The sequence below is a fragment of the Thermus thalpophilus genome, assembly GCF_022760915.1.
Taxonomy (GTDB): Bacteria; Deinococcota; Deinococci; order Deinococcales; family Thermaceae; genus Thermus; species Thermus thalpophilus.
Genome location: NZ_JAKTNS010000012.1, coordinates 25,509 through 48,140 on the forward strand (window position 1 = coordinate 25,509; position 22,632 = coordinate 48,140).

Below are 22,632 nucleotides of genomic sequence, written 5' to 3' on the forward strand. Positions count from 1 at the left end.
GACGCCTAACCCTTCTCCACCTCCACCCGCACCTTGAAGTTGCCCCGGCGGGTGGAGCCCAAGACCTCCAGGAGCCTAAGGCTTCCTAGGCCCTCCGCCAGAAGGGTGTCCCCGGGACGCACCTCGTCCTTGGGGGAGGCCACCTTACCCCTTAGGCGCACCTTGCCCGCCTTCACCCCCTGGACGAAGTAGCTCCGGGAAACCCCGAAGCCCTTGGCCCCGAGAGCGTCCACCCTTAGGGAAGGCACCACCAAGGTGCGCGCCCCCTTGCTGGCCTTGAAGGCGGCCTCGGGGGCGGGGTGCAAGGCGTAGCCCGCCTCCAGGAGGGCCTTTTTCCCCTCGGGCAGGAGGGCCACCAAGTACCCTTCCTCCCAGGCCTCCACGTCCCCCATGGCCTCCCCCAGGTCCGGGGGCTCCTTCTCCAGGAAGTAGACCTCCACCGGGTCCGAAACGCCGGGCACCTCGGGGGGGTAGAGGACGGCCACCTTCCGCTCCGCCAGGGGAAAGCCGCCGAAGAAGGCCACCTTGAGCCCCTCCGCCTTCGCCTGGGCCTCCAGGAGGGCCTGGTCCTCCAGGTCCAAGAAGGCCGTGCGCACCACCCGCCCGCCCCGGGCCCGCTTGAGGTAGGCGGAAAGGTCCATCACCCCTCCCGCACGGCGAAGCTCAAGGTGGCGCTCGCCCGCTCCTCCCCTTCCACCAAAGCCTTCACCGCCACCTTGCCCAGGCCCCGGCGGAACAGGAGGAGCTCCCCTTCCAGGATGAGGGCGTCCCCCGGCACCACGGGCTTTTTAAAGCGGGCCTCCTCCACCCCCACCAGGAAGACGAGCCCCCCGGGCTTGAAGCCGGGCTGGCGGGCGATGGTGCCCACCGCCGCCTGGGCCATGGCCTCGAGGAGAAGCACCCCCGGCATGATGGGGTAGCCGGGGAAGTGCCCCTGGAAGTGAGGCTCGTTGAAGGTCACGTTCTTCAGGGCGCGGAAGCGCTTTTCGTCCGCCTCCAACACCCGGTCCACCAGGAGGAAGGGGTAGCGGTGGGGGAGGAGCTTGAGGATCTCCTGGATGTCCAACGGCCTCACCTCCTGAGGACGTCGTCGGAAGAGAGGATGGTGTCCTCGAGGACGTGGAGCATCTCCAAGGCCTTCCCCGTGCCCAAGGCCACGGCCTCAATGGGGTTTTCCGCCACCACCACCGGCACCCCCGTGGCCTCCTGCAAGGCCACGTCCAGGTTCTTGAGGAGCGCCCCGCCCCCAGTGAGGAGGATGCCCCGCTCGTAGATGTCCGAGGCCAGCTCGGGGGGCGTGGTCTCCAACACCCCCTTCACCCCCTGGAAGATCTTCTCCAAGGGCTCCTTGAGGGCCTCGGCCACGTCCTCCGCCGGGATCTCCGCGGTGCGGGGAAGGCCCGTGATGAGGTCACGGCCCCGAACCTCCGCCACCTCCCTCTCCTCTCCGGGCAGGAGCTTGGCCCGGCCGAGCTGGATCTTGAGCTCCTCGGCGGTGCGCTCGCCGATGAGGAGGTTGTACTTCTGGCGAATGTGGCGGATGATGGCCTGGTCCATCTCGTTCCCGGCGATGCGGAGGCTTTCCGAGCGGACAATCCCCCCCAAGGAGATGACGGCGATGTCGGTGGAGCCGCCCCCGATGTCCACCACCATGCTCCCCGTGGGCTCGGCCACGTTGATGCCCGCCCCGATGGCCGCCGCCAAGGGCTCCTCAATGAGGTAGACCTTCTGCGCCAAGGCGGAGACCGCCTGGACCACCGCCCGCCGCTCCACGTCCGTGACCCCAGAAGGTACCCCCACCATGACCCGGGGCTTGAAGAAGCGGCTCATGGGGGAAAGCACCTTCTGCAGGAAGAGAAGGAGCATCCTCTCCGTGAGGGCGTAGTCGGCGATCACCCCGTCCTTTAGGGGGCGCACGGCCACGATGTTGCCGGGGGTGCGCCCAAGCATGCGGTAGGCCTCCGCCCCCACCGCCTTCACTTCCCGCTTCCCTTGCACCACGGCGATCACCGAGGGCTCGCGGAGGACGATCCCCTTCCCCCGCACGTAGATGAGGACGCTGGCCGTCCCCAGGTCAATCCCGATGTCCTCGCCCCGAAGCATATCGCCCTATTCTAGCTCACCTGGCGTACTCCACCGCCCGGCTTTCCCGCACCACGGTCACCTGGACCTGCCCTGGGTAGTTCATCTCCCGCTCAATGCGGCTGGCGATCTCCCGGGCCAGGAGCACCGCCTTGGCGTCGGTGATCCTGTCCGGCTTGACGATGACCCGCACCTCCCTTCCCGCCTGCACGGCGAAGGCGGTCTCCACCCCGGGGAAGGAGAGGGCGATGCGCTCCAGGGCCTCGAGACGCTGGAGGTACTCCTCCAGGCTTTCCCGCCGGGCCCCCGGCCTGGCGGCGGAGAGGGCGTCGGCGGCGGCTACCAAGACGGCGTAGGTGGTTTCGGCGTTCTCCGGGTCGTGGTGGTGGGCGATGGCGTCAAGGACCTCCTTGGGCTCCCCGAAGCGCCGGGCCAGGGCGATGCCGATCTCCACGTGGCTCCCTTCCACCTCCCGGTCCACGCTCTTGCCGATGTCGTGGAGAAGCCCCGCCCGCTTGGCCAAGGCGGCGTCCAGGCCGAGCTCCGCCGCCATGATCCCCGCCAGGTGGGCCACCTGCACGGAGTGCTTGAGGACGTTTTGGCCGTAGCTGGAGCGGAAGTGGAGCCTGCCCAAAAGCTGGATGAGGCCGGGCTTGAGCCCCACCACCCCGGCCTCGAGGGCCGCCTCCTCCCCCCTTTCGTAGATGAAGGTCTTCATCTCCTGCTTGGCCTTCTCCACCACCTCCTCAATGCGGCTTGGGTGGATGCGCCCGTCCTTTAAGAGCTCCTCCAGGGCCATGCGGGCGATCTCCCGCCGCACGGGGTTGAAGGAGGAGAGGAGGACCGCCTCCGGGGTGTCGTCAATGATGAGGTCCACCCCCGTGAGGGCCTCAAAGGTGCGGATGTTCCGCCCCTCCCGGCCGATGATCCGGCCCTTCATGGCGTCGGAGGGGATGGGGACCACGGAAACCGCGAGCTGGGCGGCGGTTTCCGAGGCCTGGCGCTGCATGGCCTGGGCCAGGATCTTCTGCGCCTCCCGCCGGGCCTCGAGGCGGACCTTCTCCAAAGCGGCCCTCACCCTTTGGGCCTTTTCCTCCTCCAGCTCCTGGTCCAGCTTTTCCAGGATGAGCCTGCGCGCCTCCTCGGGGGAAAGGCCCGCCACCTGGTAAAGCCTTTTCTCTATTTCCTTCTCCCGCTCGGAAAGCCCCGCCTCCTTGGCCTTGAGGGCCGCTTCCTTTTGCGAGAGGGCCTCCTCCAGGGCGTCCAGCTTCAGGGCCCGGGCGTCCAAGGCCTCGCCCCGCTTGGAAAGCCTCTCCGCCTCCCGGCGAAGCTCCTCCCTTTCCTCCTTGAGGCGCTCCCGTTCCGCCTTGAGCTCCTCCTGCAAGGAGCGGAGCCGCTCCCTTTCCGCCTTGAGCTCCTCCCGCTCGGCCTTGAGGCGCTCCTCCGCCTCGGCGAAGCGCTTTTTCGCCTCCAGCTCATGCGCCTCCGTCCGGCGCTGGAGCTCGGCCTCCAGCTCCGCCTTCAGGGCCTTGGCCCGGGCCTCCGCCTCCTCCCTTAGGGCCTTGGCCTCGTGCCGGGCCGCCTCGAGGATCTCCTTGGCCTCCTTGCGGGCGGCCTCCAAGGCCACCTTCGCCTCCTCCCTGGCGGCGTCCAGGACCGCCTTCGCCTCCTCCCCCGCGCGATCCTCGCCCTTGCGCCTTAGGAAGAGGGCCGCGGAGAGGAGGAGGACCAGGGCCAAGAGCACCAGGTCCAGAAGGCTCATTCCTCCCCCTCTTCGCTGGCGGCCAAGACCACCTGGTCGGCCCGCTCCAGGACCTTGGCCCGGATCTCCTCCAGGAGCTCGGGCCGCTCCTTCAGGAAGTCCGCCGCCTTCTCCTTCCCCTGGCCCAGGCGGTGCTCCCCGTAGGAGAACCAGCTCCCCGCCTTCTCAATCACCCCGGCGGCCACGGCCACGTTCACCAGGTCCATGACCGGGTCAAAGCCCCTGCCGAAGTAGATCTCCAGCTCCGCCTCGCGGAAGGGCGGGGCCAGCTTGTTCTTCACCACCTTCACCTTCACCTTGATGCCCACCGCCTCGCTCCCCACCTTGATGGGCTGGCCGCTTTTGCGCACGTCCAGGCGCACGCTGGCGTAGAACTTGAGGGCCCGTCCCCCGGGGGTGGTTTCGGGGTTGCCGTACATCACCCCCACCTTCTCCCGCACCTGGTTGATGAAGATGGCGGCGGTGTTGCTCTTGGCCAGGACGGCGGTGAGCTTGCGCAGGGCCTGGCTCATGAGCCGGGCCTGGAGGCCCACGTGGGCGTCCCCCATGTCCCCCTCGATCTCCGCCTTGGGCACCAAGGCGGCCACGGAGTCCACCACGATCACGTCCACCGCCCCGGAGCGGGCGAGGAGCTCCACGATCTCCAGGGCCTGCTCCCCGGTGTCCGGCTGGGAGACCAGGAGATCTTCCACCTTCACCCCAAGCCGCGCGGCGTAGAGGGGGTCTAGGGCGTGCTCCGCGTCCACGAAGGCGGCCACACCCCCCTGCTTCTGCGCCTGGGCGATAATGGTGAGGGCCAAGGTGGTCTTGCCGCCGGACTCGGGGCCGTAGATCTCCACCACCCGGCCCCGGGGGATGCCCCCGATGCCCAAGGCCAGGTCCAGGCCCAAGGAGCCCGTGGGGATCACGTCCACCTGCTGCTTGGGCATCTCCCCAAGCCGCATCACCGCCCCCTTGCCGAACTCTTTTTCAATGGTCTTTAGGGCGTTCTCCAGCGCTTTCCTCTTGTTCTCGTCCATGCTCACCTCGCAGGGGAAATTTTTCCAAAATGGTGTAGACGGGCCCTTTGGGCCTGAGCTCCGAGCGCACCAGGGCGAACTCCGTCACCGGCCACTCCAGGCCGAAGACCACCGGGGGCACCCTGGGGGCAGGGGCCTTGCGCCGGGCCAGGGTGATGTGGGGCTTGAAGGGCTTGTCCCCCCCCGCCCTCAGGGCCTCCTCCCCCAAGGCCTCCGCCACCCCCGCCCTAAGGGCCTCCGCCAGGAGGGAAAACCCTTCCCCTTCCGCCTTGGCGAACCAGACCCGGGGGGTTCCCTCGTTGGGGAAGTAGCCCGTGCCCCGGATGCGGGCGGGGAAGGGGGCCTGCCGGCGCCCCAGGCGGTGGCCCAGGGCCACGAGGTCCTCCAGCTCCTCCTCCGGCCTTTCCCCCAGGAAGAGGAGGGTGAGGTGGAGCTGGTGGGGCGCCACCTCCTTCCAGCCCTTATAGCGGGACACCTTCCCCTGGGCCTCCACCAGGGCCCGCCGCACGTCCTCAGGGAGAAAAACCGCGTAGAAAAGCCTCATGTCACCAGAAGGGCCAAGGCGGCGTACACGCTCCTTAACCGCACCGCCTCCCGGTCCCCGGGAAAGCGGTAGCGCCTGGCCTCCGTCCCCGTGGGCCCCGCCAGGGCCACGTAAACCGTGCCCACGGGCTCGCCCTCGAGGGGCTCGGGCCCCGCCACCCCCGTGGTGGCCAGGGCGTAGGTGGCACCGAAAAGGGATCTTGCGGCTTCCGCCATGGCCTTGGCCGTCTCGGCGGAAACCGTTTTGGCGAGGAGCTCCTCGGGCACACCGAAGCGGGCCTTGGCCCCTACGGAATAGGATACCACGCCCCCCAGGTAGAAGCGGCTCGCCCCCGGCACCCGGGTGATCTCCGCCCCCAAAAGCCCCCCGGTGAGGCTTTCCATGGTGGCCAGGGTGGCCCCTTCCAGCTCCATCCGCCTCTTTACCGCCTCGGCCAGGGTCAAGTCCCCTTCGCCCCAGATCTCCCGGAGAAGTTTTTTCTTAATCCTTTCCGAAAGCTCCGCCACCCGGTCCTCCCGGCCCCGCACCACCACCTCCACCCCCTGGAGCTTGGGGTAGGTGCCCACCTCCACCTCCTCTTCCCGAACAAAGAGCTCCCCCAGCCGCTCCACGATCTCCGACTCCCCGATGCCCCAGGTCTTGAAGACCCGCTCGGCGTAGGGCCTTTGGGGAAGGGCGAGCCGGGGAAGCACCTCTTGCCACATGGGCCGCCACTCGGGGGGAGGCCCCGGGAGGAGGACGAGGTCCTTGCCCTCCTTGCGCACCCACCAGCCGGGTGCGGTGCCCACGGGGTTTTTGAGCCAGGTGGCGGAGGGGATCTTCAGGGCCTGCTTGCGGTTGGCCTCGGGCATGGCCCGCCCCCGGGCGCGGAAGAGGGCCTCAATCTCCGCCAAGACCTCCTCGTCCAGGCCTAGGGGCTCCCCCAGGGCCAAGGCCACCGCCTCCCGGGTCACGTCGTCCGGGGTGGGGCCGAGCCCCCCGGAGAGCACCACAAGCCGCGCCCGCTCCCAGGCGGCCCGCACCTCCCGGGCCAAGGGCTCGGGCTCGTCCGCCACCCTGAGGGTCCTTTCCACCTTCAGGGCGAAGGGCTTGAGGCTCCTTGCGATCTCCGCCGTGTTGGTGTCCAGGGTCTCCCCGTAAAGGAGCTCCGTGCCTACCCCGATGATCTCTGCCCGCTCCACGTCGCCTCCTCAAAGGGAAGGGGGACGAGGCGGTACCGCCCCCCGCCCCCTTCCACCTCGGCCCCGAAGGGCACCTCCTGCCGCACCACCCCGAGGCCCAAGGGGCCAAAGGGGGTGGCCTCGAGGCGCTTGAGCTCTCCTACCCGCTTCCCCGCCCAGGAGAGCTCCGCCGGCGCCTCCCCCGAGGCCAGGGCCCTTAGGCCCACCAGGCGGTAGGGCACCGCCTTGCCCTCGGTGCGGGCCATGATCTCCTGGCCCACGTAGCACCCCTTGCCGTAGTCCACCAGGGAGAGGAGGCCCACGCTCTGGGGTAGCTCCCCCCGGATATCGGAGAGGAGGGGAAGGCCCTTGAACAGGGTGTAAAGGGGGTAAAGCGCCAGGGGCCAAGCGCCCTCGGCGCTTTCCCCAATGGCCTCCCGCCCGTCGGCGTGGACCAAGCGGTAAAGGGGAAGCGCCAAAAGCTCCACCTGGTCAAAGACAATGTAGCGCTTGAGCCGTTGCGAAAGGCCCTCGAGGCTACCCCAAGGCGCAAGGAGGTAGCCCTCCGCGTGGGGGAACAGGGTCGCCGCCTCCTCTATCTGCCCCTTGTGGTTGAGGAAAAGGGCCCCCATGGGCCCGGAAAGCCGCCTCAGGTCGCGGGTGCACTGCCCCTGGAGGAAGGAAAAGGCGTCCGGCCCCCGCACCAAAAGCACGCCCGGGAAGGCGAAGAAGCCTTCCCCCGAAAGGGCCTTGGCCAAGAGGGCCTCCATGCCTTCCATTATTGACCAAAGGGTCAGGAAGGGGGAGAATGGCGGACGTGCGCTTTTTCTGGGGCTCCTTCCTCGCCCTTTTCCTGGTGGGGGTCATCGTGGCCCTGCCGGGGGCGGCCTTGCCCCTCTGGCGGGCCCGGTACGGGGTGGGCGAAGAGGTTTCCCTCTTCTTCACCGCCCTCCTCGTGGGCCTCCTCCTGGGGGTGCGCCTGGCGCAAGGGGAAAGGCGCCACCCCCTTTTCCCGGGAGCCCTCCTCCTGGTGGGGCTCGCCCTTTTCGGCGTGGCCTTCGCCCCGGGCTTTCCCTGGGTGGTGGCCCTGGCCTTCTTCCTGGGCCTCGGGGAAGGGACGATGAACGTCCACGGCAATAGCCTCGTGGGGGAGCTCTTCCCAGAAAGGCGGGTGGAGCTTTTAAACCGGGTGAACGTGGCCTTCGGCCTAGGAGCGGTGGCGACCCCCTTCGCCCTTACCTTCCTGCCCTATGGCCTCTTCCTCGCCCTGGCGGGGCTCCTCGCCCTCTTCGCCGCCCTTTTGGTCTGGGAGGCCCCCAAGGTGGCCCGCGCCTCCGGGGAGGCCTCAGGAAGGCTTTGGCCCTTCCTCCTGGCCGTGGCCCTGTACACCGGGCTAGAGGGCTCCTTGGCCACCTGGAACCGGGTCTGGTTGGAGGCCTTAGGCCACCCCACCGCCCTGGGTGGCTTGCTCCTTTCCCTCTACTGGTTCTTTTTGGCCCTGGGAAGGCTCGCCCTGGCGAAGCGGGTGGCGCAAAGGCCCCTTTTTTCCCTCCAAGCCCTCCTCCTGGGGGTGATGGGGCTTCTCGCCCTCAACCTCCTCCCCCCCACCGCCCTCCTCTTTCCCCTGACGGGCTTCCTCCTCGGGCCCCTCTTCTCCACCCTCTTCGCCCTGGTGCAGGCCCGCTTTGGGCACAAGGCCCTGGGGGGGCTCATGTACGCCGGGGCGGCGGGGAGCACCCTGATCCCCGCCCTCTTCGCCCTTTTGCCCCAAGGAGGGATTCCCCTCGGGCTTTTGGCCCTGGCGGGGGCGATTTTCCTCCTCCTTCAGGGCTTGGCGCGGAGGGAAGCCCATGCCTAAGGCCCTCCTCTTTGACCTGGACGGCACCTTGGCGGACACCGACCCCCTTCACCTTTTGGCCTGGCAGGAGGCGCTTAGGCCCTTTGGCCTCGCCGTGGACCCTGCTTTTTACCGCGAGCGCATCTCCGGCCGGCTCAACCCGGAGATCGTGGAAGATCTCCTGGGCTTAAAAGGAGAAGAGGCGCAGAGGCTCATCGCGGCCAAGGAGGCCCGCTTCCGGGAGCTCGCCCAGGGGCTAAAGCCCACCCCCGGGCTCCACGAGCTCCTGAAAAGGGCCGAGGAAAAAGGCCTCACCTGGGGCGTGGTCACCAACGCTCCCCGGGAAAACGCCCACCACGTGTTAAAGGCCCTCGGGCTAAGCCCGCCCCTCCTGGTCCTCGCCGAGGAGGTGGGCCGGGGCAAGCCCGACCCCCTGCCCTACCGGGTGGCCCTAGGGCGCCTGGGGGTGGCCCCGGAGGAAGCCCTCGCCTTTGAGGACTCCCCTTCCGGGGTAAAAAGCGCCGCAGGGGCTGGCATCCCCACCTACGCCCTCCTCACGGGGCATGGGGCGGAAAGCCTCCTGGAGGCGGGGGCCAAGGGGGTGCTCCGGGACTTCCAGGAGGCGCTAGACCTCCTTTAGGGCGTACCGGGCGAAGGCCGCCTCGTCAAAGCGGCCTTCCACCAGGTCATCCCAGTAGAGCCACCCCTCCCGGAAGGCGGGGAAGGGGAAGAAGCCGCCCTCCGCCTTCAGGTGGAAGGCGAGCTCGGAGGGCTCTGTCACCCCCTGTTGGAAGGCGAGGAGGGCGGACTGGTAGGCGCCAAAGGAGCTTTGCGCCTGGCTTCCCACCATGGCCCGCTTGCCCTTCTCCCGGGCTAAGGCCAGCATCTCCAGGGTCCAGGTGATGCCGGTGCGGGCGGGCTTGAGGTTGAGGACGTCAAAGGTGTCCAAGAGGAGTTCCCGCCGCAGGTCCCTCGGGGTCATGGCGGAATCGTCGGCGATGAGGGGGAGGATCTTCCTTTCCCTAAGGCGCCTCCTCGCCTCCACCTCCTCCCGGGGCAAGGGCTCTTCCACGTAGAGGAGGCCGAGCTCCTTCCAGGCGGCGAGGTAGCGCTCCGCCTCCCCCGGGGCGAGGGCCTCGTTGGCGTCGGCGTAGAGGTCCACGTCGGGGAAGGCCTCCTTGAGGCGGGTGAGAAGCGCCGTGTCCCCCTTTAGGTCCCGCCCCACCTTCACCTTGAAGACCCTAACCCCCGCCCCGTAGGCCATGCGGGCGTCCTCCAGGACCTCCTCCTCTTTTCCCAGGCCCAGGATGTAGGCCACCCGCACCCGGTGCTTGGCGGGCTTCAGGACCTGGTGGAGCTCCTCCCCCTCGCTCCGGGCCCAGGCCTCCCAGATGGCGGTGTCCAAGGCCCCTTTCAGGCCGTAGTTGAAGGGAAAGGCTTCCAAGACGGCCCGGATGGCCTCCTGGTCGTCCGCCTCGAGGCCCTTAAGCCGAGGCCAGAGGTAGCGAAGCCCGGCCTCCACGCTTCCCAAGGTCTCCCCGTAGATGGTGGGCCTTATGGCCACCTCCGCCCGGCCCAGGGAGCCATCGGAAAGCTCCACCTCCAAAAGGGCGTGCTCCAAAGCCCCTAGCTCCGAGGCCTTGCCCCAGCGCAAGGGGGCCTTTAGGGGGATGCGGAACGGGATGAGGCGGAAGTCCTTCAGGGTCGGCATGAGGCTCATTCTAAAAGGCCCTGGTCCCGGAGGAAGGCCCGCACCGCCCGCGCCTCCTCCTCGGGGGAGAGGGCCTCGGTGTCCAGGAGGAGGGCCCGGGGGTGGCCTTTTAAGAGGCGCAAGGGGCCCTCGGGGTCATAGTTCTTCTTCTCCTCGGCCACGATCTTCAGCTTGGCCAAGACCTCCTCCGGGGGGGCAAGGGCCAAGGCCTCCTCCAGCTCCCCTGGGGCGAGCACCCCTCGGGCAAGCTCCCTAAGCGCTTGGAGCTCCCCTTCCGCTAGGGCCACCCGGTCAAAGGCGTCCTGGCGGGAAAGAAGGCGCTTGAGCCGGGTGGCCTCCCGGGCGTGGAGGAGGACGAAGCGGGCGTGGGGCAGGTGCTCCAGGGCGAAGGCCACCTCCTTTTCTCCCCGCAGGCCGTCAAAGAGGAGGGGGCCCTTGGCCTCCACGTACCCCCGGGCCAGGACCTCCGCCACCCCCCCGGGGAACTCCTCCCGGAAAAGCCGGGTGTAGCGGAAGCGCTCCTCCCGGGGAAGGGGGGGCTTGGCCCCGTAGCGGGGGAGGATGTGGCGGTCCACGAGTTCCCGGCGGTCGGGAAGCCGGGGAAGCGCCAAGGCCTCCACCAGGGTGCTCTTCCCCACCCCGGTGAGGCCCACCAGGACCAGAAGGGGCACCTCCTTGGCGGGAAGGTAGCCTTCTTGAGGCTCCAGGGAAAAGGCCGCCTGCATGGGCCCATGCTACCTGGTAGGATGGGGGGGATATGAAGCGGCTTTTGGCTTTGCTCTTCCTCCTGGGCTTGGCCTTGGCCCAGGCCCCGGCCTACCCAGAAAACACCCTAGGCGTGGGCTACGCCCCGGACAAGGGAGCCTACCTGCAAGGAAGCCTCCTCCTCCCCTTTAGCCCCTTGGGGATTGACACTGGGCTAGACGCCGAGGCCCTCCTCTCGCCAAGCCCCGAGGTCTACGCCCTCCTCAAGGCCAACCTCTTCCCTGGGCTCGTGCTTGGGGACTTCTATACCTCCCTTGGCCTTGGGCTTGACCTGCGCTACCCGTTGGGGGCCCACGTGGGCCCGGTGGCGAGCCTGGAGCTTCCCGGCGGGGCCCTTTCCGGCACCTTGGGCCTCGGGTACCAGACGGGAAGCGGGCTGCACCTGGCCTGGGGCCTGGGGCTCCGGCTTTACCTGGAGCCCCTTGCCCTCGAGGCCGCCACCTCAGACCGCTTCCCCTTCCGCCTAAGCCTCCTCTACCTCTTCTAGCGTGCGCCGCCTGCCCTTAGTCCTCTTCTCCCTCCCCGCCCTCCTCACCCTGGGGGTCTTCGTCCTCTACCCCTTTTTGGACGTGATCCGCTTCTCCACCTGGGAGTGGTCGGGGCTTTCCGAGCCCAAGCCCGTGGGGCTTAAAAACTACCAGGACCTCCTGAAGGACCCCGCCTTCTGGAATAGCCTCTGGGTAACCCTTAAGTTCATGCTCCTCGCCCTGCCCCTTTTCGTGGGGCTTTCCCTAGCCCTGGCGGTGGCCCTGGAGGGGATGCCTTACGAGCGCTTCGCCAAGAGCCTCCTCTTCCTACCCGGCCTCGTCACCCTGGGCGGGGCCACCCTGAGTTGGTACACCCTCTTCACCCCGGAATACGGGGCCCTGGCCCAGTTCCTCCCCATCCCCCCCTGGGACCGGGAGGGGTTCTGGGCCCTGGTCATGGTGGTCCTCTTCACCCTCTGGCGGCACCTGGGCTACGGGGTCCTGGTGGCCTCGGCAAGGCTCAAGGCCATCCCCAAAACCCTCCTGGAAGCCGCCTACGTGGACGGGGCGGGGCCCTGGGAGGCCTTCCGCCACGTGGTCCTTCCCCTCATGCGCCCGGCGGTGGCCTTCTTGGTGGTGGTGGGGACCATCCTCTCCCTCCAGTCCTACGCCGCCGTCTTCCTCCTCACCCGGGGCGGGCCCTACGGGGCCACCCGGGTCCTGGGCTACTACCTCTACGAGGCGGGGTTTGAGAACTTCCGCTTAGGCTACGCCGCCGCCGTCACCGTGGTCATCCTCCTCCTCACCCTGCTCTTCGCCTACGCCCAGCTAAGGCTCCTCCGCTACGGGGAGGAGTAGCGGTGGCGGGCGAGGTCCCGAAGGTGCCCGGCGAAGTCGGTGTTGAGGAAAAGCTTCCCTCGGGCGTGGAAGAAGTAAAGGTAGGGGCGGCCCTGGGCGTCCTGGCGGATGGGGTTTAGGACAGCGAGGAGGGCCGCTCGCCCCGGGTTGCCGATGGGGCCTGGGGGAAGGCCCTTGTAGCGGTAGGTGTTGTAGGGGGAGTCCACGGCGAAATCCCCCGCGGGGCGGGAAAGCTCGGGGAGGCGCTTGCCCAGGGCGTAGGCCACGGTGGGGTCGGCCTGGAGGGGCATCCCCCGTTCCAGGCGGTTGAGGAAGACCCCGGCGATGTAGGGCATCTCCGCCTCGCTCCCCGCCTCCGCCTGCACGATGGAGGCCAGGGTCACCCAGGCGTGGACGGAAAGGTCCTGTTCGGCCAGCAGGGCCCGCACCGGGGGGGTGAGCTCCGCCTCAAAGCGGCGGAGCAGGGCCCGCACCACCTCCTCCGGGGTGGCGAGGAGGTCAAAGGTGTAGGTGGCGGGGAAGAGGTAGCCCTCCAGGGTCCTCCCCTCCACGTAAGGGGGCTTGAGGGGCCCGGGGTTTTCCACGAGGCGGAGGAAACCCTCCCCATCCAACCCCGCTTGGGAGAGCCTCTGGGCGTAATCCTTGGCCCTTTGCCCCTCGGGGAAGGTGAGGGTGAGGGTCAGGGGCTTCTCCCCCCCGGTGAGGGCGCGGGCCAGGCGGAAGGCCCCTTCCCCCTTAAGGCGGTAAACTCCCGGCACCAAGCGCCTTTCCCGCCCGGAAAAGCGCAAATAGGCGGAAAAGAGGTAGCCCGAGCGCAAGAGCCCCGCCTCCTCCAAAATCCGCGCCACCTCCGCCCCCTTGGCCCCCCGGGGGATGCGCACCACCGCCTCCTTCCCCGTGGGCCCCAAGAGCCAAAGGGCGTAGGCCAGGAGGAGGGCGAAGGTGAGAAAAAGGGCCAAAACCCCCCGCCAGAGCCACTTCCTAGAGCCTTCGGGCAAGGTAGTCCTCCAGCAAGACCACGGCCGCCAGCTCGTCCAGCTTCCCCTTCTCCCGGCGCAGGCGCTTGGGGGCGTGTTGGAGCCGCCTTTGGGCGAGCTTGGTGGTGAAGCGCTCGTCCCAAAGCTCCACCTCCACCCCCCGCGCCCTTAAGGCCTCCACCAGGGGAAGGACCCGCTTGGCCTGGGCGCTTTCCTTGAGGTCAGTGCGCAAGGGTAGGCCCACCAAAAGCTTCCCTAAGCCCTCCCGCCGCACGAAGTCCAGGATGGCCTCGAGGTCCGCCTCGAGGCCCCTCCGCACCAGGTACCCCCGGCCGAAGGCGAAGGGGCTTCCCTCCTCCCCCACCGCCAGGCCGATGCGGGCCTCCCCCACGTCAAGCGCGCCCACCCGCATAGGCTGACCGGTCCGCCAGGACCACCCCAAGGTAGAGGAGGGCCACCCCGAGGGCCCGCCCGAGCTCCTCCAGGCCCACCACCCCCAACCGGTTGAGGGTGCTGGTGGAGGCCAGGACCAAGGCGGCCACGAAGATGAGGGCCGTGCCTTGGGCCCGCAAGGGGTTTCGCCGCCAGAAGAGGAGGGTGGTGTACAGGGCCACCCCAGCCAGGAGCAGGGTGCCCAGGAGGTTAAAGGGGATGGTCCAAAGCCGGGGGGAAGTAAGGCTTGGCTCGGGAAAGGCCTTCCCCGAGGGGGCGTGGGGGGTGGGGAGGGCGCTTAGGTCCAAGGGGGCCGAGAGGACCAAGTGGAGCCCGTAAAGGATGAAGGGGCTCAGGAGAAGGAGGAGGCCCCGGGCCGCCCGGGGGTTGAGGAGGGCCAGGCTCCCCAGGCCCAGGAAGGTCACCCCGTGCATGGCCCCGGCCAGGTACCAAAGGCGGTACAGCGCAGGGGTCCAGGCCCCCAGGAGGCGGGCCAGAAGCTCGGCGGAAACCCCCAGGGCGAAAAGCAGCAGGCCGAGGCTGTAGAGGGCGTTGTGGAGGGAGGGGCGCTTGCGGTAACGCCCCCAGGTGAGGGCGAAAAGGCCCCAGGAAAGAGCCACGGCCAAGGCGCTCAGGAGTTCGGCCATGGGCTTATCCTAACCCCTTTAGGGGAGGAGTTCGGGCAAGGCTTCCTTGGCCCGCGCGGGGTCCAGCCCCGCCCCCTGGGCCAAGGCCCCCTTGCCGCCCCCCCGGCCCCCCGCCCTTTCCGTGAGGGCGCGGAAGAGGCTTCCCGCCTCGAGGCCCCGCTCCTGGGCCCGCTTGGAAAGCTTTAGGGCCGCACGCCCCCCGGAGAGGACCAGGGCGAGGTCGGCCCCCCGCTCCACCAGCTCATCCGCCGCCTGGCGCAGGGCCTCCCCGTCCAGCCCCGACATCTCCACCACGGCGTAGCGGAGGCCGCCCTTTTCCAAAAGGGCCACCTCCTTCTTGAGCTCCACCTGCACCAGCCGCGCCTTAAGGCTTTCCACCTCCCTTTCCTTGGCCTTAAGCTCGGCGAAGAGCTTCTCCAGCCGCTCCTCCAGGGCGCTTTCCCCGGCGGAAAGCCTCTCGGCGAGGGCCTTCAGGCGGTTTAGGGCGCCCCGGGCGAAGCGGATGGCCGCCTCCCCCGCCACCGCCTCCACCCGGCGCACCCCGGCGGAAACCGCCTCCTCCTTGGCGATGAGGAAGGCCCCGATCTCCCCGGTGCGGCGCACGTGGGTGCCACCGCAGAGCTCCTTGGACTCCAGGCCCGGCAAGGGACTCCCCTCCACCCGCACCACCCGGACCACCTCCCCGTACTTCTCCCCGAAGAGGGCCATGGCCCCCTCCTTCCGGGCCTCCTCCAGGGGCATGTAGCGCCAGGTGACGGGGAAGTCCGCCATGATCCAGCGGTTGACGAGGAGCTCTATGCGCGCAAGCTCCTCCGGGGCCAAGGGCTCGGGGTGGGTGAAGTCAAAACGGAGCCGGTCCGGGGCCACCAGGCTTCCCGCCTGGCGAACGTGGGGGCCGAGGACGGCCCTAAGGGCGGCGTGGAGGAGGTGGGTGGCGGTGTGGTGGCGCTCGGTGTCGCGCCTTTTGGGGTCCACCACCGCCCGCACCCTCTCCCCCACCCTAAGGATGCCCTCCTCCACCTTGGCCTTGTGGAGGAAGATGCCCCTGTCCGTCTTCTGGGTGGTCTCCACCCAGGCCCTACCCCCGGGCCACTCCAACAGGCCGAAGTCCCCGATCTGCCCGCCCCCTTCGGCGTAGAAGGGGGTCTTGTCCAGGACCACCTGGACCTCGGTCCCGGGGCCCGCCTCCTCGAGGCTCTGGTCCCCGGCGAGGAGGGCCAAGACCTCGGCCTCGGCCTCGAGGGTGCCGTAGCCCAAAAACTCCGTGGCCCCCCGCTCGGCGTAAAGCTCCTCCAGGACCTGGGCGCTTTTCTTGAAGATCTCCCGCTCAAAGGCCATGGCGGCCCGGGAGCGCTCCTGCTGCTCCTCCAGGGCCCGCTGGAAGCCCTCGGTGTCCACGCCATAGCCCCGCTCGGCGGCGATCTCCACCGTGAGGTCCAACGGGAAGCCGTAGGTGTCGTAAAGGCGGAAGGCCTCCTCCCCAGGAAGCGCCTCCCCCGGCTTGAGCCCGGAGAGGAGGAGGTCTAGGCGCTTCAAGCCCCCTTCCAGGGTTTCCAGGAAGCGCTCCTCCTCGAGGCGGACCTGCTTCTCCACCGAGGGGAGGTTTTCCCGCATCTCCGGGTAGAAGTCGCCCAAAAGCTCCGCCACCAAGGGGGCGAGCTTGTACAGGAAGGGCTCGGAAAGCCCGAGCAGGTAGCCGTGCCGCAGGGCCCGGCGGAGGAGGCGGCGGATCACGTAGCCCCGCCCCGTGTTGGAGAAGGTCACCCCGTCGGCCAAGGCGGCGACCACGGCCCGCACGTGGTCGGCGATGACCCGGTGGCTCACGCTCCTTTTCCCCTCGTAGGGCCTGCCGCTCCACAGGGCCACCCGCTCAATGAGGGGGAAGAAGGTGTCGGTGCGGTAGAAGTCCTCCACGTCCTGGAGGATGGCCGCCACCCGGTAAAGGCCCATGCCCGTGTCTATGTTCTTCTGGGGCAGGGGCTTGAGGATGCCGGGGCCGGGGATGGGGCCTTGGCGGTCGTACTGGGTGAAGACCAGGTTCCAGATCTCCACGAAGCGGTCCCCGCTTCCCGTGTTGGGCCCCGTCTCGTCCGGGGTGCCGAAGGCCGGACCCCGGTCGTAGAAGATCTCCGAGCAGGGGCCGCTGGGCCCGTTGGGCCCGTGGGTGATGGCCCCGCCCGGCCAGTAGTTCTCGTCCTCGCCGAAGCGGCCGATCCTTTCCTCGGGCACCCCCACCAGGTCGCGCCAGATGGCGTAGGCCTCGTCGTCGTCCTCGTACACCGTGACCCAAAGGCGGTTCGGGTCCAGCTTGAGGTGCTCCGTGAGGAACTCCCAGGCCCAGAGGATGGCCTCCTTTTTGAAGTAATCCCCGAAGGAGAAGTTCCCCAGCATCTCAAAGTAGGTGTTGTGCCGAGAGGTGCGGCCCACGTTCTCAATGTCCCCCACCCGGAGGCACTCCTGGCAGGTGGTGATCCTGCGCCACTCCTTGCCCCCGAAGATGGGCCTGGCTCCCAGGAAGTAGGGCTTTAGGGGGGCCATGCCCGCGGAGGTGAAGAGGAGGGAGGGGTCGTTCTCGGGGATGAGGCTAAAGGAAGGCAGGCGCAAATGGCCCTTGCCCTCAAAGAAAGATAGGTACTTCTCGCGGATCTCCGCCGTGCGCATGCCTTTGATTATAGGACCGCCAAGGCCACCTCCTCGCCCTCGGGCAGGAGGAAGGCCCTAACCCCGTCGGTGCCGAAGATGACGTAGGGCACCCGCCAGCGGGCCTCCCGGACGTCCGTGGGGCTCGGGAAGGCGGGGCCATGGGGGTGGGAGTGGTAGATGGCCAGGAGGCTCAGGCCCTGGCCCTCCAGCGCCTTCAGGGCCTTCAGGAGGGCTAAAGGCTCCGCCAGGTAGGCCGTGAGGGGGTGGGGATGGGCGTTGGGGAGGGGGATGACCCTCTCCACCTCCCGCCTGCCCGCCCAAAGCCCCACCCCTTCCCGGGGGGCCTCCCGCAGGAGGTGGGCCCGGGTTTCCTCCAGAAGCCTTCTGGGCACGTAGAGAACTTGGGACAATCGCCCCCTCCTTGGCCCTATACTATGGGCACCAAGAAGGAGGGACCATGATCCGTACCCTTGCCCTGGTGGGCCACGCGGGAAGCGGCAAGACCACGCTAACGGAAGCGCTCCTCTACCACACGGGGGCCAAGGAGCGGATGGGCCGGGTGGAGGAGGGCACCACCACCACGGACTACACCCCCGAGGCCAAGCTCCACCGCACCACGGTGCGCACCGGGGTGGCCCCCTTGCGCTACAAGGACCACCGCATCTTCCTCCTGGACGCCCCCGGCTACGGGGACTTCGTGGGGGAGATCCGGGGGGCCTTGGAGGCGGCGGACGCCGCCTTGGTGGCGGTGTCCGCGGAAAGCGGGGTCCAGGTGGGGACGGAAAGGGCCTGGACCGTGGCCGAGCGCCTGGGCCTGCCCCGGATGGTGGTGGTGACCAAACTGGACAAGGGCGGGGACTACTACGCCCTTCTGGAGGACCTCCGGGCCACCCTGGGCCCCATCCTCCCCATTGACCTGCCCCTTTACGAGGGGGGGCGTTGGGTGGGGCTTATAGACGTCTTCCACGGCAAGGCCTACCGCCTCGAGGGGAGCAAGGAGGTGGAGGTGCCCCTGCCCGAGGCGGAGAAGGCCCGGGCGGAGCGCTTCCGCCAGGAGGTCCTGGAGGCCATCGTGGAAACGGACGAGGGCCTTTTGGAGAAGTACCTGGAAGGGGAGGAGGTCACGGGGGAGGCCCTGGAAAAGGCCTTCCACGAGGCGGTGCGGCGGGGGCTCCTTTACCCCGTGGCCCTGGCCTCGGGGGAGACGGGCATCGGCGTCCTCCCCCTTCTGGACCTGATCCTGGAGGCCTTCCCTTCCCCCGAGGAGCGCTTCGGGGAAGGCCCCCCTTTGGCCAAGGTCTTCAAGGTGCAGGTGGACCCCTTCATGGGCCAGGTGGCCTACGTCCGCCTCTACCGGGGAAGGCTCAAGCCCGGGGACACCCTGCAAAGCGAGGCGGGGACGGTGCGCCTCCCCCACCTCTACGTGCCCATGGGCAAGGACCTTTTGGAGGTGGAAGAGGCGGAGGCGGGGTACATCCTGGGCCTGCCCAAGGCGGACACCCTCCACCGGGGCATGATCCTTTGGCAAGGGGAAAAGCCCGAAAGCGAGGCCGTGCCCTTCGCCCGCCTGCCCGAACCCAACGTCCCCGTGGCCCTTTACCCCAAGGGGCGCACGGACGAGGCCAAGCTGGGGGAGGCCTTAAGGAAGCTTTTGGAAGAGGACCCAAGCCTCAAGTTGGAAAGGCAGGAGGAAACCGGGGAGTTCCTCTTATGGGGGCATGGGGAGCTCCACCTCACCACCGCCAAGGAGCGCCTGGCCGACTACGGGGTGGAGGTGGAGTTCTCCGTGCCCAAGGTGCCCTACCGGGAAACCATCCGCAAGGTGGCGGAGGGGCAGGGCAAGTACAAGAAGCAGACGGGCGGGCACGGCCAGTACGGGGACGTGTGGCTCAGGTTGGAGCCCGCCCCCGAGTACAGCTTTGAGTGGCGCATCACCGGGGGGGTCATCCCCAGCAAGTACCAGGAGGCCATTGAGGAGGGGATCCTCGAGGCCGCCAAAAAGGGGGTCCTGGCGGGCTACCCGGTGATGGGCTTCAAGGCCATCGTCTATAACGGCTCCTACCACGAGGTGGACTCCTCCGACCTGGCCTTCCAGATCGCCGCCAGTCTGGCCTTCAAAAAGGTGATGGCGGAGGCGAGCCCGGTCCTCTTGGAGCCCATCTACCAGATCAAGGTCCTAGCCCCCCAGGAGCGCGTCGGGGACATCCTCTCCGACCTCCAGGCCCGTAGGGGCCGCATCCTGGGCATGGAGCAGGAGGGGGCCTTGAGCGCCGTGCGGGCCGAGGTGCCCTTGGCCGAGGTGCTGGAGTACTACAAGACCCTGCCGGGCCTCACCGGGGGGGCCGGGGCCTACACCCTGGAGTTCAGCCACTACGCCGAGGTACCCCCGCACCTGGCGCAAAAGATCGTCCAGGAGCGCCGGGCCCAGGAGGGGTAGTGGAGGCGCTTTTCCGCCTCAAGGAGGCCCTGAACCAAACCCTCTTCGGCCAGGAGGAGGCCATCGAGGCCCTGTTGGCCACCCTCCTGGCCCGGGGGCACGCCCTATTGGAAGGGACGCCGGGCCTGGGCAAAACCCTCCTGGCGGAAGCCTTCGCCAAGGGAAGCGGCCTCTCCTACAAGCGCATCCAGTTCACCCCGGACCTCCTCCCCCAGGACCTCACGGGGAGCGAGATCTTCCGCGAGGGGGGCTTCGTCTTCGTCAAAGGCCCCCTCTTCGCCCAGGTGGTGCTGGCGGACGAGATCAACCGGGCCCCGCCCAAGGTGCAGTCGGCCCTCCTCGAGGCCATGCAGGAGCGGGCCGTGACGGCAGGGGGGGTGCGCCACCCCTTGCCCGAACCCTTCTTCGTCATCGCCACGCAAAACCCCCTGGAGCTGGAGGGCACCTACCCTCTGCCCGAGGCCCAGCTGGACCGCTTCACCGCCAAAATCCCCTTCCGCCCCCCCAGGCGGGAGGTGTGGCTCCGGATCCTCACCGAGGAGCCCAAGCTCCCCGAGCCCCAGGCGGTGGACCTCCTCCAGGGGCAAAAGGAGGCCAGGGAGGTGCGGGTGGCCAAGGCGGCCCTAGAGACCATCACCCACGTGGCCTTCCTGACCCAGGAGGACAAGCGGCTCCGCATGGGGCTTTCCCCCCGGGGGGCCAAGGCCTGGCTGGCCTTGGCCAAGGCCCTGGCCTACCTGCGGGGGAAACCCTTGGTAGACTGGAAAGAACTCAAAGACGCCGCCTACCTAGCCCTTCCCCACCGCCTCTTCCTCACGGAGGAGGCCCTCTACGAGGGGGAAACGGCGGAAGGGGTGATGCGGGAGGTTTTGCGGAAGGGAGGAGTGCCATGAGGTGGGTGCGGTTTTTCCACGAGGTGGGCCTGGAGGACGTCCCCTTGGTGGGGGGCAAGAACGCCTCCTTGGGGGAGATGATCCGGGAGCTTTCCCCCTTGGGGGTGAAGGTCCCCGGCGGCTTCGCCACCACCAGCGAGGCCTACTGGTACTTTTTGGAAACAAACGGCCTGAAGCAGGCTATCGCCCAGGAGCTCACAGGCCTGGACGTGGAAGACCCCAAGGCCCTTCAAGGGGCAAGCCGCCGCCTCCGGAACCTGATCCTCAAAGGGGAATACCCCCCGGACCTTCGGGAGGAGATCCTTTCCGCCTACCGCCAGCTTTCCCAGGAGGCGGGGGAGGAGGAGATCCCCGTGGCGGTGCGCTCCAGCGCCACCGCCGAGGACCTGCCCACGGCCAGCTTCGCCGGGCAGCAGGAAAGCTACCTTTACGTCCAGGGGGAGGAGGACCTCCTCCAGCACGTGAAGCAGGCCATGGCCAGCCTCTTCACCGCCCGGGCCATCAGCTACCGGGCCCACATGGGCTTTGACCACCTGAAGGTGGCCCTCTCCGTGGGGGTGCAGCGCATGGTGCGGGCGGACACCGCCACGAGCGGGGTCATCTTCACCCTGGACCCGGACACGGGCCACCGGGGCTTCGTCTACCTCACCGCCATCTGGGGCCTGGGGGAGAACATCGTCCAGGGGCGGGTGGTCCCGGACGGCTACTACGTGCACAAGGAGGCCCTGAAGGCGGGGTACAAGGCCCTCGTGTACAAGCGCCTGGGGACCAAGGAGCTCACCCTGGTCTTTGATCCCAAGGAAGGCCGCCTGAAAAACCGCCCCACGCCCCCCTACCTGCGCAACCAGTTCGCCCTGAAGGACGAGGAGGCCCTGCGACTGGCCGACTGGTCCTTGAAGATTGAGGAGCACTACTCCAAGAAGCGGGGCGCCCCCACCCCCATGGACATTGAGTGGGCCAAGGACGGGCCCACGGGGGAGCTCTTCATCCTCCAGGCCCGCCCCGAGACCGTGCACGCGCAAAAGAGCCCGGTGCTTCGGGTTTATCGGCTCCTGGCACGGGGGGAGGTGGTGGCGGAAGGCCTGGCGGTGGGGGAGGCCATCGCCACCGGGCGGGCCCGCATCCTCAAGGACCCCAAGGAGATGGACCGCTTCCAGGAGGGTGAGGTCCTGGTCACGGAAACCACCAACCCCGACTGGGAGCCCATCATGAAGAAGGCGGCGGCCATCGTCACGGAAAGGGGCGGGCGCACCTCCCACGCCGCCATCGTGGCCCGGGAGCTGGGGGTGCCGGCGGTGGTGGGGGCGGTGGGGGCCACGCGGGCCATCCCCGAGGGGGAAGCGGTCACCGTCTCCTGCGCCGAAGGGGAGGTGGGCCGGGTCTACCGCGGGGCCTTGCCCTTTGAGGTGGAGGAGATCCGCCCCGAGGCCCTCCCCAGGACCAAGACCCGGATCCTGGTCAACGTGGGCACCCCGGAGGAGGCCCTGAAGGCGAGCCTCCTCCCCACGGACGGCGTGGGGCTCGCCCGCATGGAGTTCGTCTTCGCCAGCCACGTGCGCGTCCACCCCCTGGCCCTCACCCGCTTTGAGACCCTGCCCCTTGGCGTGCAGCGGGAGGTGGAGGCCCTCACCGAGGCCTACGGCGACAAGAGGGCCTACTTCGTGGACCGCTTGAGCCAGGGCGTCGGCCTCATCGCCGCCGCCTTCTACCCCAGGCCCGTGATCCTCCGCTTTTCCGACTTCAAGACCAACGAGTACGCCCGCCTGGTGGGGGGGCACCTCTTTGAACCCAAGGAGGAAAACCCCATGCTGGGCTGGCGGGGGGCGAGCCGCTACTACCACCCCGACTACAAGGAGGGCTTCCTCCTGGAGGTGGCCGCGGTGAGGCGGGTGCGGGAGGAGATGGGCCTGAAGAACCTCCACGTGATGGTGCCCTTCTGCCGCACCCCGGAGGAGGGGGCGAAGGTTTTGGAGGTCATGGCGGAAGGGGGCCTGAGGCGGGGGGAGGAGGGGCTTTTGGTCTACGTGATGGCGGAGATCCCTTCCAACGTCCTCGAGGCCGAAGCCTTCGCCGAGCTCTTTGACGGCTTCTCCATCGGCAGCAACGACCTTACGCAACTAGCCTTAGGCCTGGACCGGGACTCGGAAAGGGTGGCCCACCTCTTTGACGAGCGGCGGGAAACGGTGAAGGCCCTCTGCGCCCTCCTCATAGAAAAGGCCCACGCCCGGGGCAAGACGGTGAGCATCTGCGGCCAGGCCCCTTCCGACTACCCCGAGTTCGCCGCCTTCCTGGTGGAGCGGGGGATTGACTCCCTAAGCCTCAACCCGGACGCCCTCCTGCGCACGGTGAGAAAGGTGGCGGAGGTGGAACGCGCCTTGGGCTTGGGGTAAGCTTGGGC

The 22,632-nt window shown here is 68.4% G+C and carries 22 protein-coding genes; 7 read left to right on the forward strand and 15 right to left on the reverse strand.

Going from position 1 to position 22,632, the window contains the following annotated elements; translation table 11 throughout:
* Positions 1–5: 5 nt before the first annotated feature.
* From L0D17_RS05905 to L0D17_RS05940, 8 genes are read right to left on the reverse strand one after another with little or no spacing between them, the layout of a single operon-like run.
* On the reverse strand, positions 6–644 hold the full coding sequence (locus L0D17_RS05905; protein ID WP_243094421.1) for a S4 domain-containing protein: 639 nt from the start codon (positions 642–644) through the stop codon (positions 6–8).
* A complete protein-coding gene (gene fabZ, locus L0D17_RS05910; protein WP_243094451.1) occupies positions 641–1,066 on the reverse strand; it encodes a 3-hydroxyacyl-ACP dehydratase FabZ in 426 nt (141 codons plus the stop codon). The genes L0D17_RS05905 and fabZ overlap by 4 nt, the downstream gene beginning before the upstream one ends.
* Before the next feature lie 5 nt (positions 1,067–1,071).
* A complete protein-coding gene (gene mreB, locus L0D17_RS05915) occupies positions 1,072–2,103 on the reverse strand; it encodes a rod shape-determining protein (protein WP_243094422.1) in 1,032 nt (343 codons plus the stop codon).
* 16 nt (positions 2,104–2,119) lie between these two features.
* Entirely contained in the window at positions 2,120–3,844 is a 1,725-nt protein-coding gene (rny, locus tag L0D17_RS05920) for a ribonuclease Y (protein WP_243094423.1), read from the reverse strand.
* The gene (gene recA, locus L0D17_RS05925; RefSeq protein ID WP_039455440.1) at positions 3,841–4,863 is read right to left on the reverse strand and encodes a recombinase RecA; all 1,023 of its coding nucleotides are present in this window, start codon (positions 4,861–4,863) and stop codon (positions 3,841–3,843) included. The genes rny and recA overlap by 4 nt, the downstream gene beginning before the upstream one ends.
* Entirely contained in the window at positions 4,814–5,407 is a 594-nt protein-coding gene (gene thpR, locus L0D17_RS05930; protein WP_243094424.1) for an RNA 2',3'-cyclic phosphodiesterase, read from the reverse strand. Before thpR ends, recA begins: the two co-directional genes overlap by 50 nt.
* Positions 5,404–6,588, reverse strand: coding sequence for a CinA family nicotinamide mononucleotide deamidase-related protein (locus L0D17_RS05935; RefSeq protein ID WP_243094425.1), 1,185 nt, complete (start codon positions 6,586–6,588; stop codon positions 5,404–5,406). The genes thpR and L0D17_RS05935 overlap by 4 nt, the downstream gene beginning before the upstream one ends.
* Positions 6,561–7,337 (reverse strand): YgfZ/GcvT domain-containing protein, encoded by a 777-nt coding sequence (locus L0D17_RS05940; protein ID WP_243094426.1) that lies wholly within the window; start codon positions 7,335–7,337, stop codon positions 6,561–6,563. The genes L0D17_RS05935 and L0D17_RS05940 overlap by 28 nt, the downstream gene beginning before the upstream one ends.
* Before the next feature lie 38 nt (positions 7,338–7,375).
* Between L0D17_RS05940 and L0D17_RS05945 the strand changes: the two genes are divergently transcribed.
* Together L0D17_RS05945 and L0D17_RS05950 are read left to right on the forward strand one after the other, a co-directional pair.
* Entirely contained in the window at positions 7,376–8,425 is a 1,050-nt protein-coding gene (locus L0D17_RS05945; RefSeq protein WP_243094427.1) for an MFS transporter, read from the forward strand.
* Positions 8,418–9,044: an HAD family hydrolase gene (locus tag L0D17_RS05950; protein WP_243094428.1), complete on the forward strand. Its 627-nt coding sequence runs from the start codon at positions 8,418–8,420 to the stop codon at positions 9,042–9,044. Before L0D17_RS05945 ends, L0D17_RS05950 begins: the two co-directional genes overlap by 8 nt.
* Here L0D17_RS05950 and L0D17_RS05955 read toward each other — a convergent pair.
* A complete protein-coding gene (locus L0D17_RS05955; RefSeq protein WP_039455430.1) occupies positions 9,030–10,115 on the reverse strand; it encodes an enolase C-terminal domain-like protein in 1,086 nt (361 codons plus the stop codon). The two genes, L0D17_RS05950 and L0D17_RS05955, sit on opposite strands and share 15 nt — an antisense overlap.
* 5 nt (positions 10,116–10,120) lie before the next feature.
* Positions 10,121–10,840, reverse strand: a complete 720-nt coding sequence (locus tag L0D17_RS05960) for a DEAD/DEAH box helicase family protein (RefSeq protein ID WP_039455428.1) — start codon at positions 10,838–10,840, stop codon at positions 10,121–10,123.
* Positions 10,841–10,872: 32 nt separating this feature from the next.
* Here L0D17_RS05960 and L0D17_RS05965 point away from each other — a divergent pair, with 32 nt between their 5' ends.
* Together L0D17_RS05965 and L0D17_RS05970 are read left to right on the forward strand one after the other, a co-directional pair.
* Positions 10,873–11,367, forward strand: coding sequence for a hypothetical protein (locus L0D17_RS05965; protein ID WP_039455426.1), 495 nt, complete (start codon positions 10,873–10,875; stop codon positions 11,365–11,367).
* Position 11,368: 1 nt separating this feature from the next.
* Positions 11,369–12,205, forward strand: coding sequence for a carbohydrate ABC transporter permease (locus L0D17_RS05970; protein ID WP_039455425.1), 837 nt, complete (start codon positions 11,369–11,371; stop codon positions 12,203–12,205).
* Here the strand turns inward: L0D17_RS05970 and mltG are convergent.
* The 5 genes from mltG to L0D17_RS05995 are packed head-to-tail and all read right to left on the reverse strand — an operon-like array spanning position 12,190 to position 17,314.
* Complete coding sequence (gene mltG / locus L0D17_RS05975) at positions 12,190–13,203, reverse strand: endolytic transglycosylase MltG (RefSeq protein ID WP_243094429.1); 1,014 nt, start codon at positions 13,201–13,203, stop codon at positions 12,190–12,192. The genes L0D17_RS05970 and mltG overlap by 16 nt on opposite strands.
* Positions 13,187–13,594 carry a Holliday junction resolvase RuvX gene (gene ruvX / locus L0D17_RS05980; protein WP_039455419.1) on the reverse strand — a complete coding sequence of 136 codons (408 nt, stop codon included), beginning with the start codon at positions 13,592–13,594 and terminating at the stop codon, positions 13,187–13,189. The genes mltG and ruvX overlap by 17 nt, the downstream gene beginning before the upstream one ends.
* Positions 13,575–14,261, reverse strand: coding sequence for a hypothetical protein (locus L0D17_RS05985; RefSeq protein WP_243094430.1), 687 nt, complete (start codon positions 14,259–14,261; stop codon positions 13,575–13,577). Before L0D17_RS05985 ends, ruvX begins: the two co-directional genes overlap by 20 nt.
* Positions 14,262–14,279: 18 nt before the next feature.
* Positions 14,280–16,922, reverse strand: coding sequence for an alanine--tRNA ligase (alaS, locus tag L0D17_RS05990; RefSeq protein WP_243094431.1), 2,643 nt, complete (start codon positions 16,920–16,922; stop codon positions 14,280–14,282).
* Between the two features lie 8 nt (positions 16,923–16,930).
* Positions 16,931–17,314: a M67 family metallopeptidase gene (locus L0D17_RS05995; RefSeq protein WP_039455413.1), complete on the reverse strand. Its 384-nt coding sequence runs from the start codon at positions 17,312–17,314 to the stop codon at positions 16,931–16,933.
* Between the two features lie 47 nt (positions 17,315–17,361).
* Between L0D17_RS05995 and L0D17_RS06000 the strand changes: the two genes are divergently transcribed.
* From L0D17_RS06000 to ppsA, 3 genes are read left to right on the forward strand one after another with little or no spacing between them, the layout of a single operon-like run.
* On the forward strand, positions 17,362–19,341 hold the full coding sequence (locus L0D17_RS06000) for an elongation factor G (RefSeq protein ID WP_243094432.1): 1,980 nt from the start codon (positions 17,362–17,364) through the stop codon (positions 19,339–19,341).
* Positions 19,341–20,234: an AAA family ATPase gene (locus L0D17_RS06005; protein WP_243094433.1), complete on the forward strand. Its 894-nt coding sequence runs from the start codon at positions 19,341–19,343 to the stop codon at positions 20,232–20,234. Before L0D17_RS06000 ends, L0D17_RS06005 begins: the two co-directional genes overlap by 1 nt.
* On the forward strand, positions 20,231–22,624 hold the full coding sequence (gene ppsA, locus L0D17_RS06010; protein ID WP_243094434.1) for a phosphoenolpyruvate synthase: 2,394 nt from the start codon (positions 20,231–20,233) through the stop codon (positions 22,622–22,624). Before L0D17_RS06005 ends, ppsA begins: the two co-directional genes overlap by 4 nt.
* The last annotated feature ends 8 nt before the right edge of the window (positions 22,625–22,632 follow it).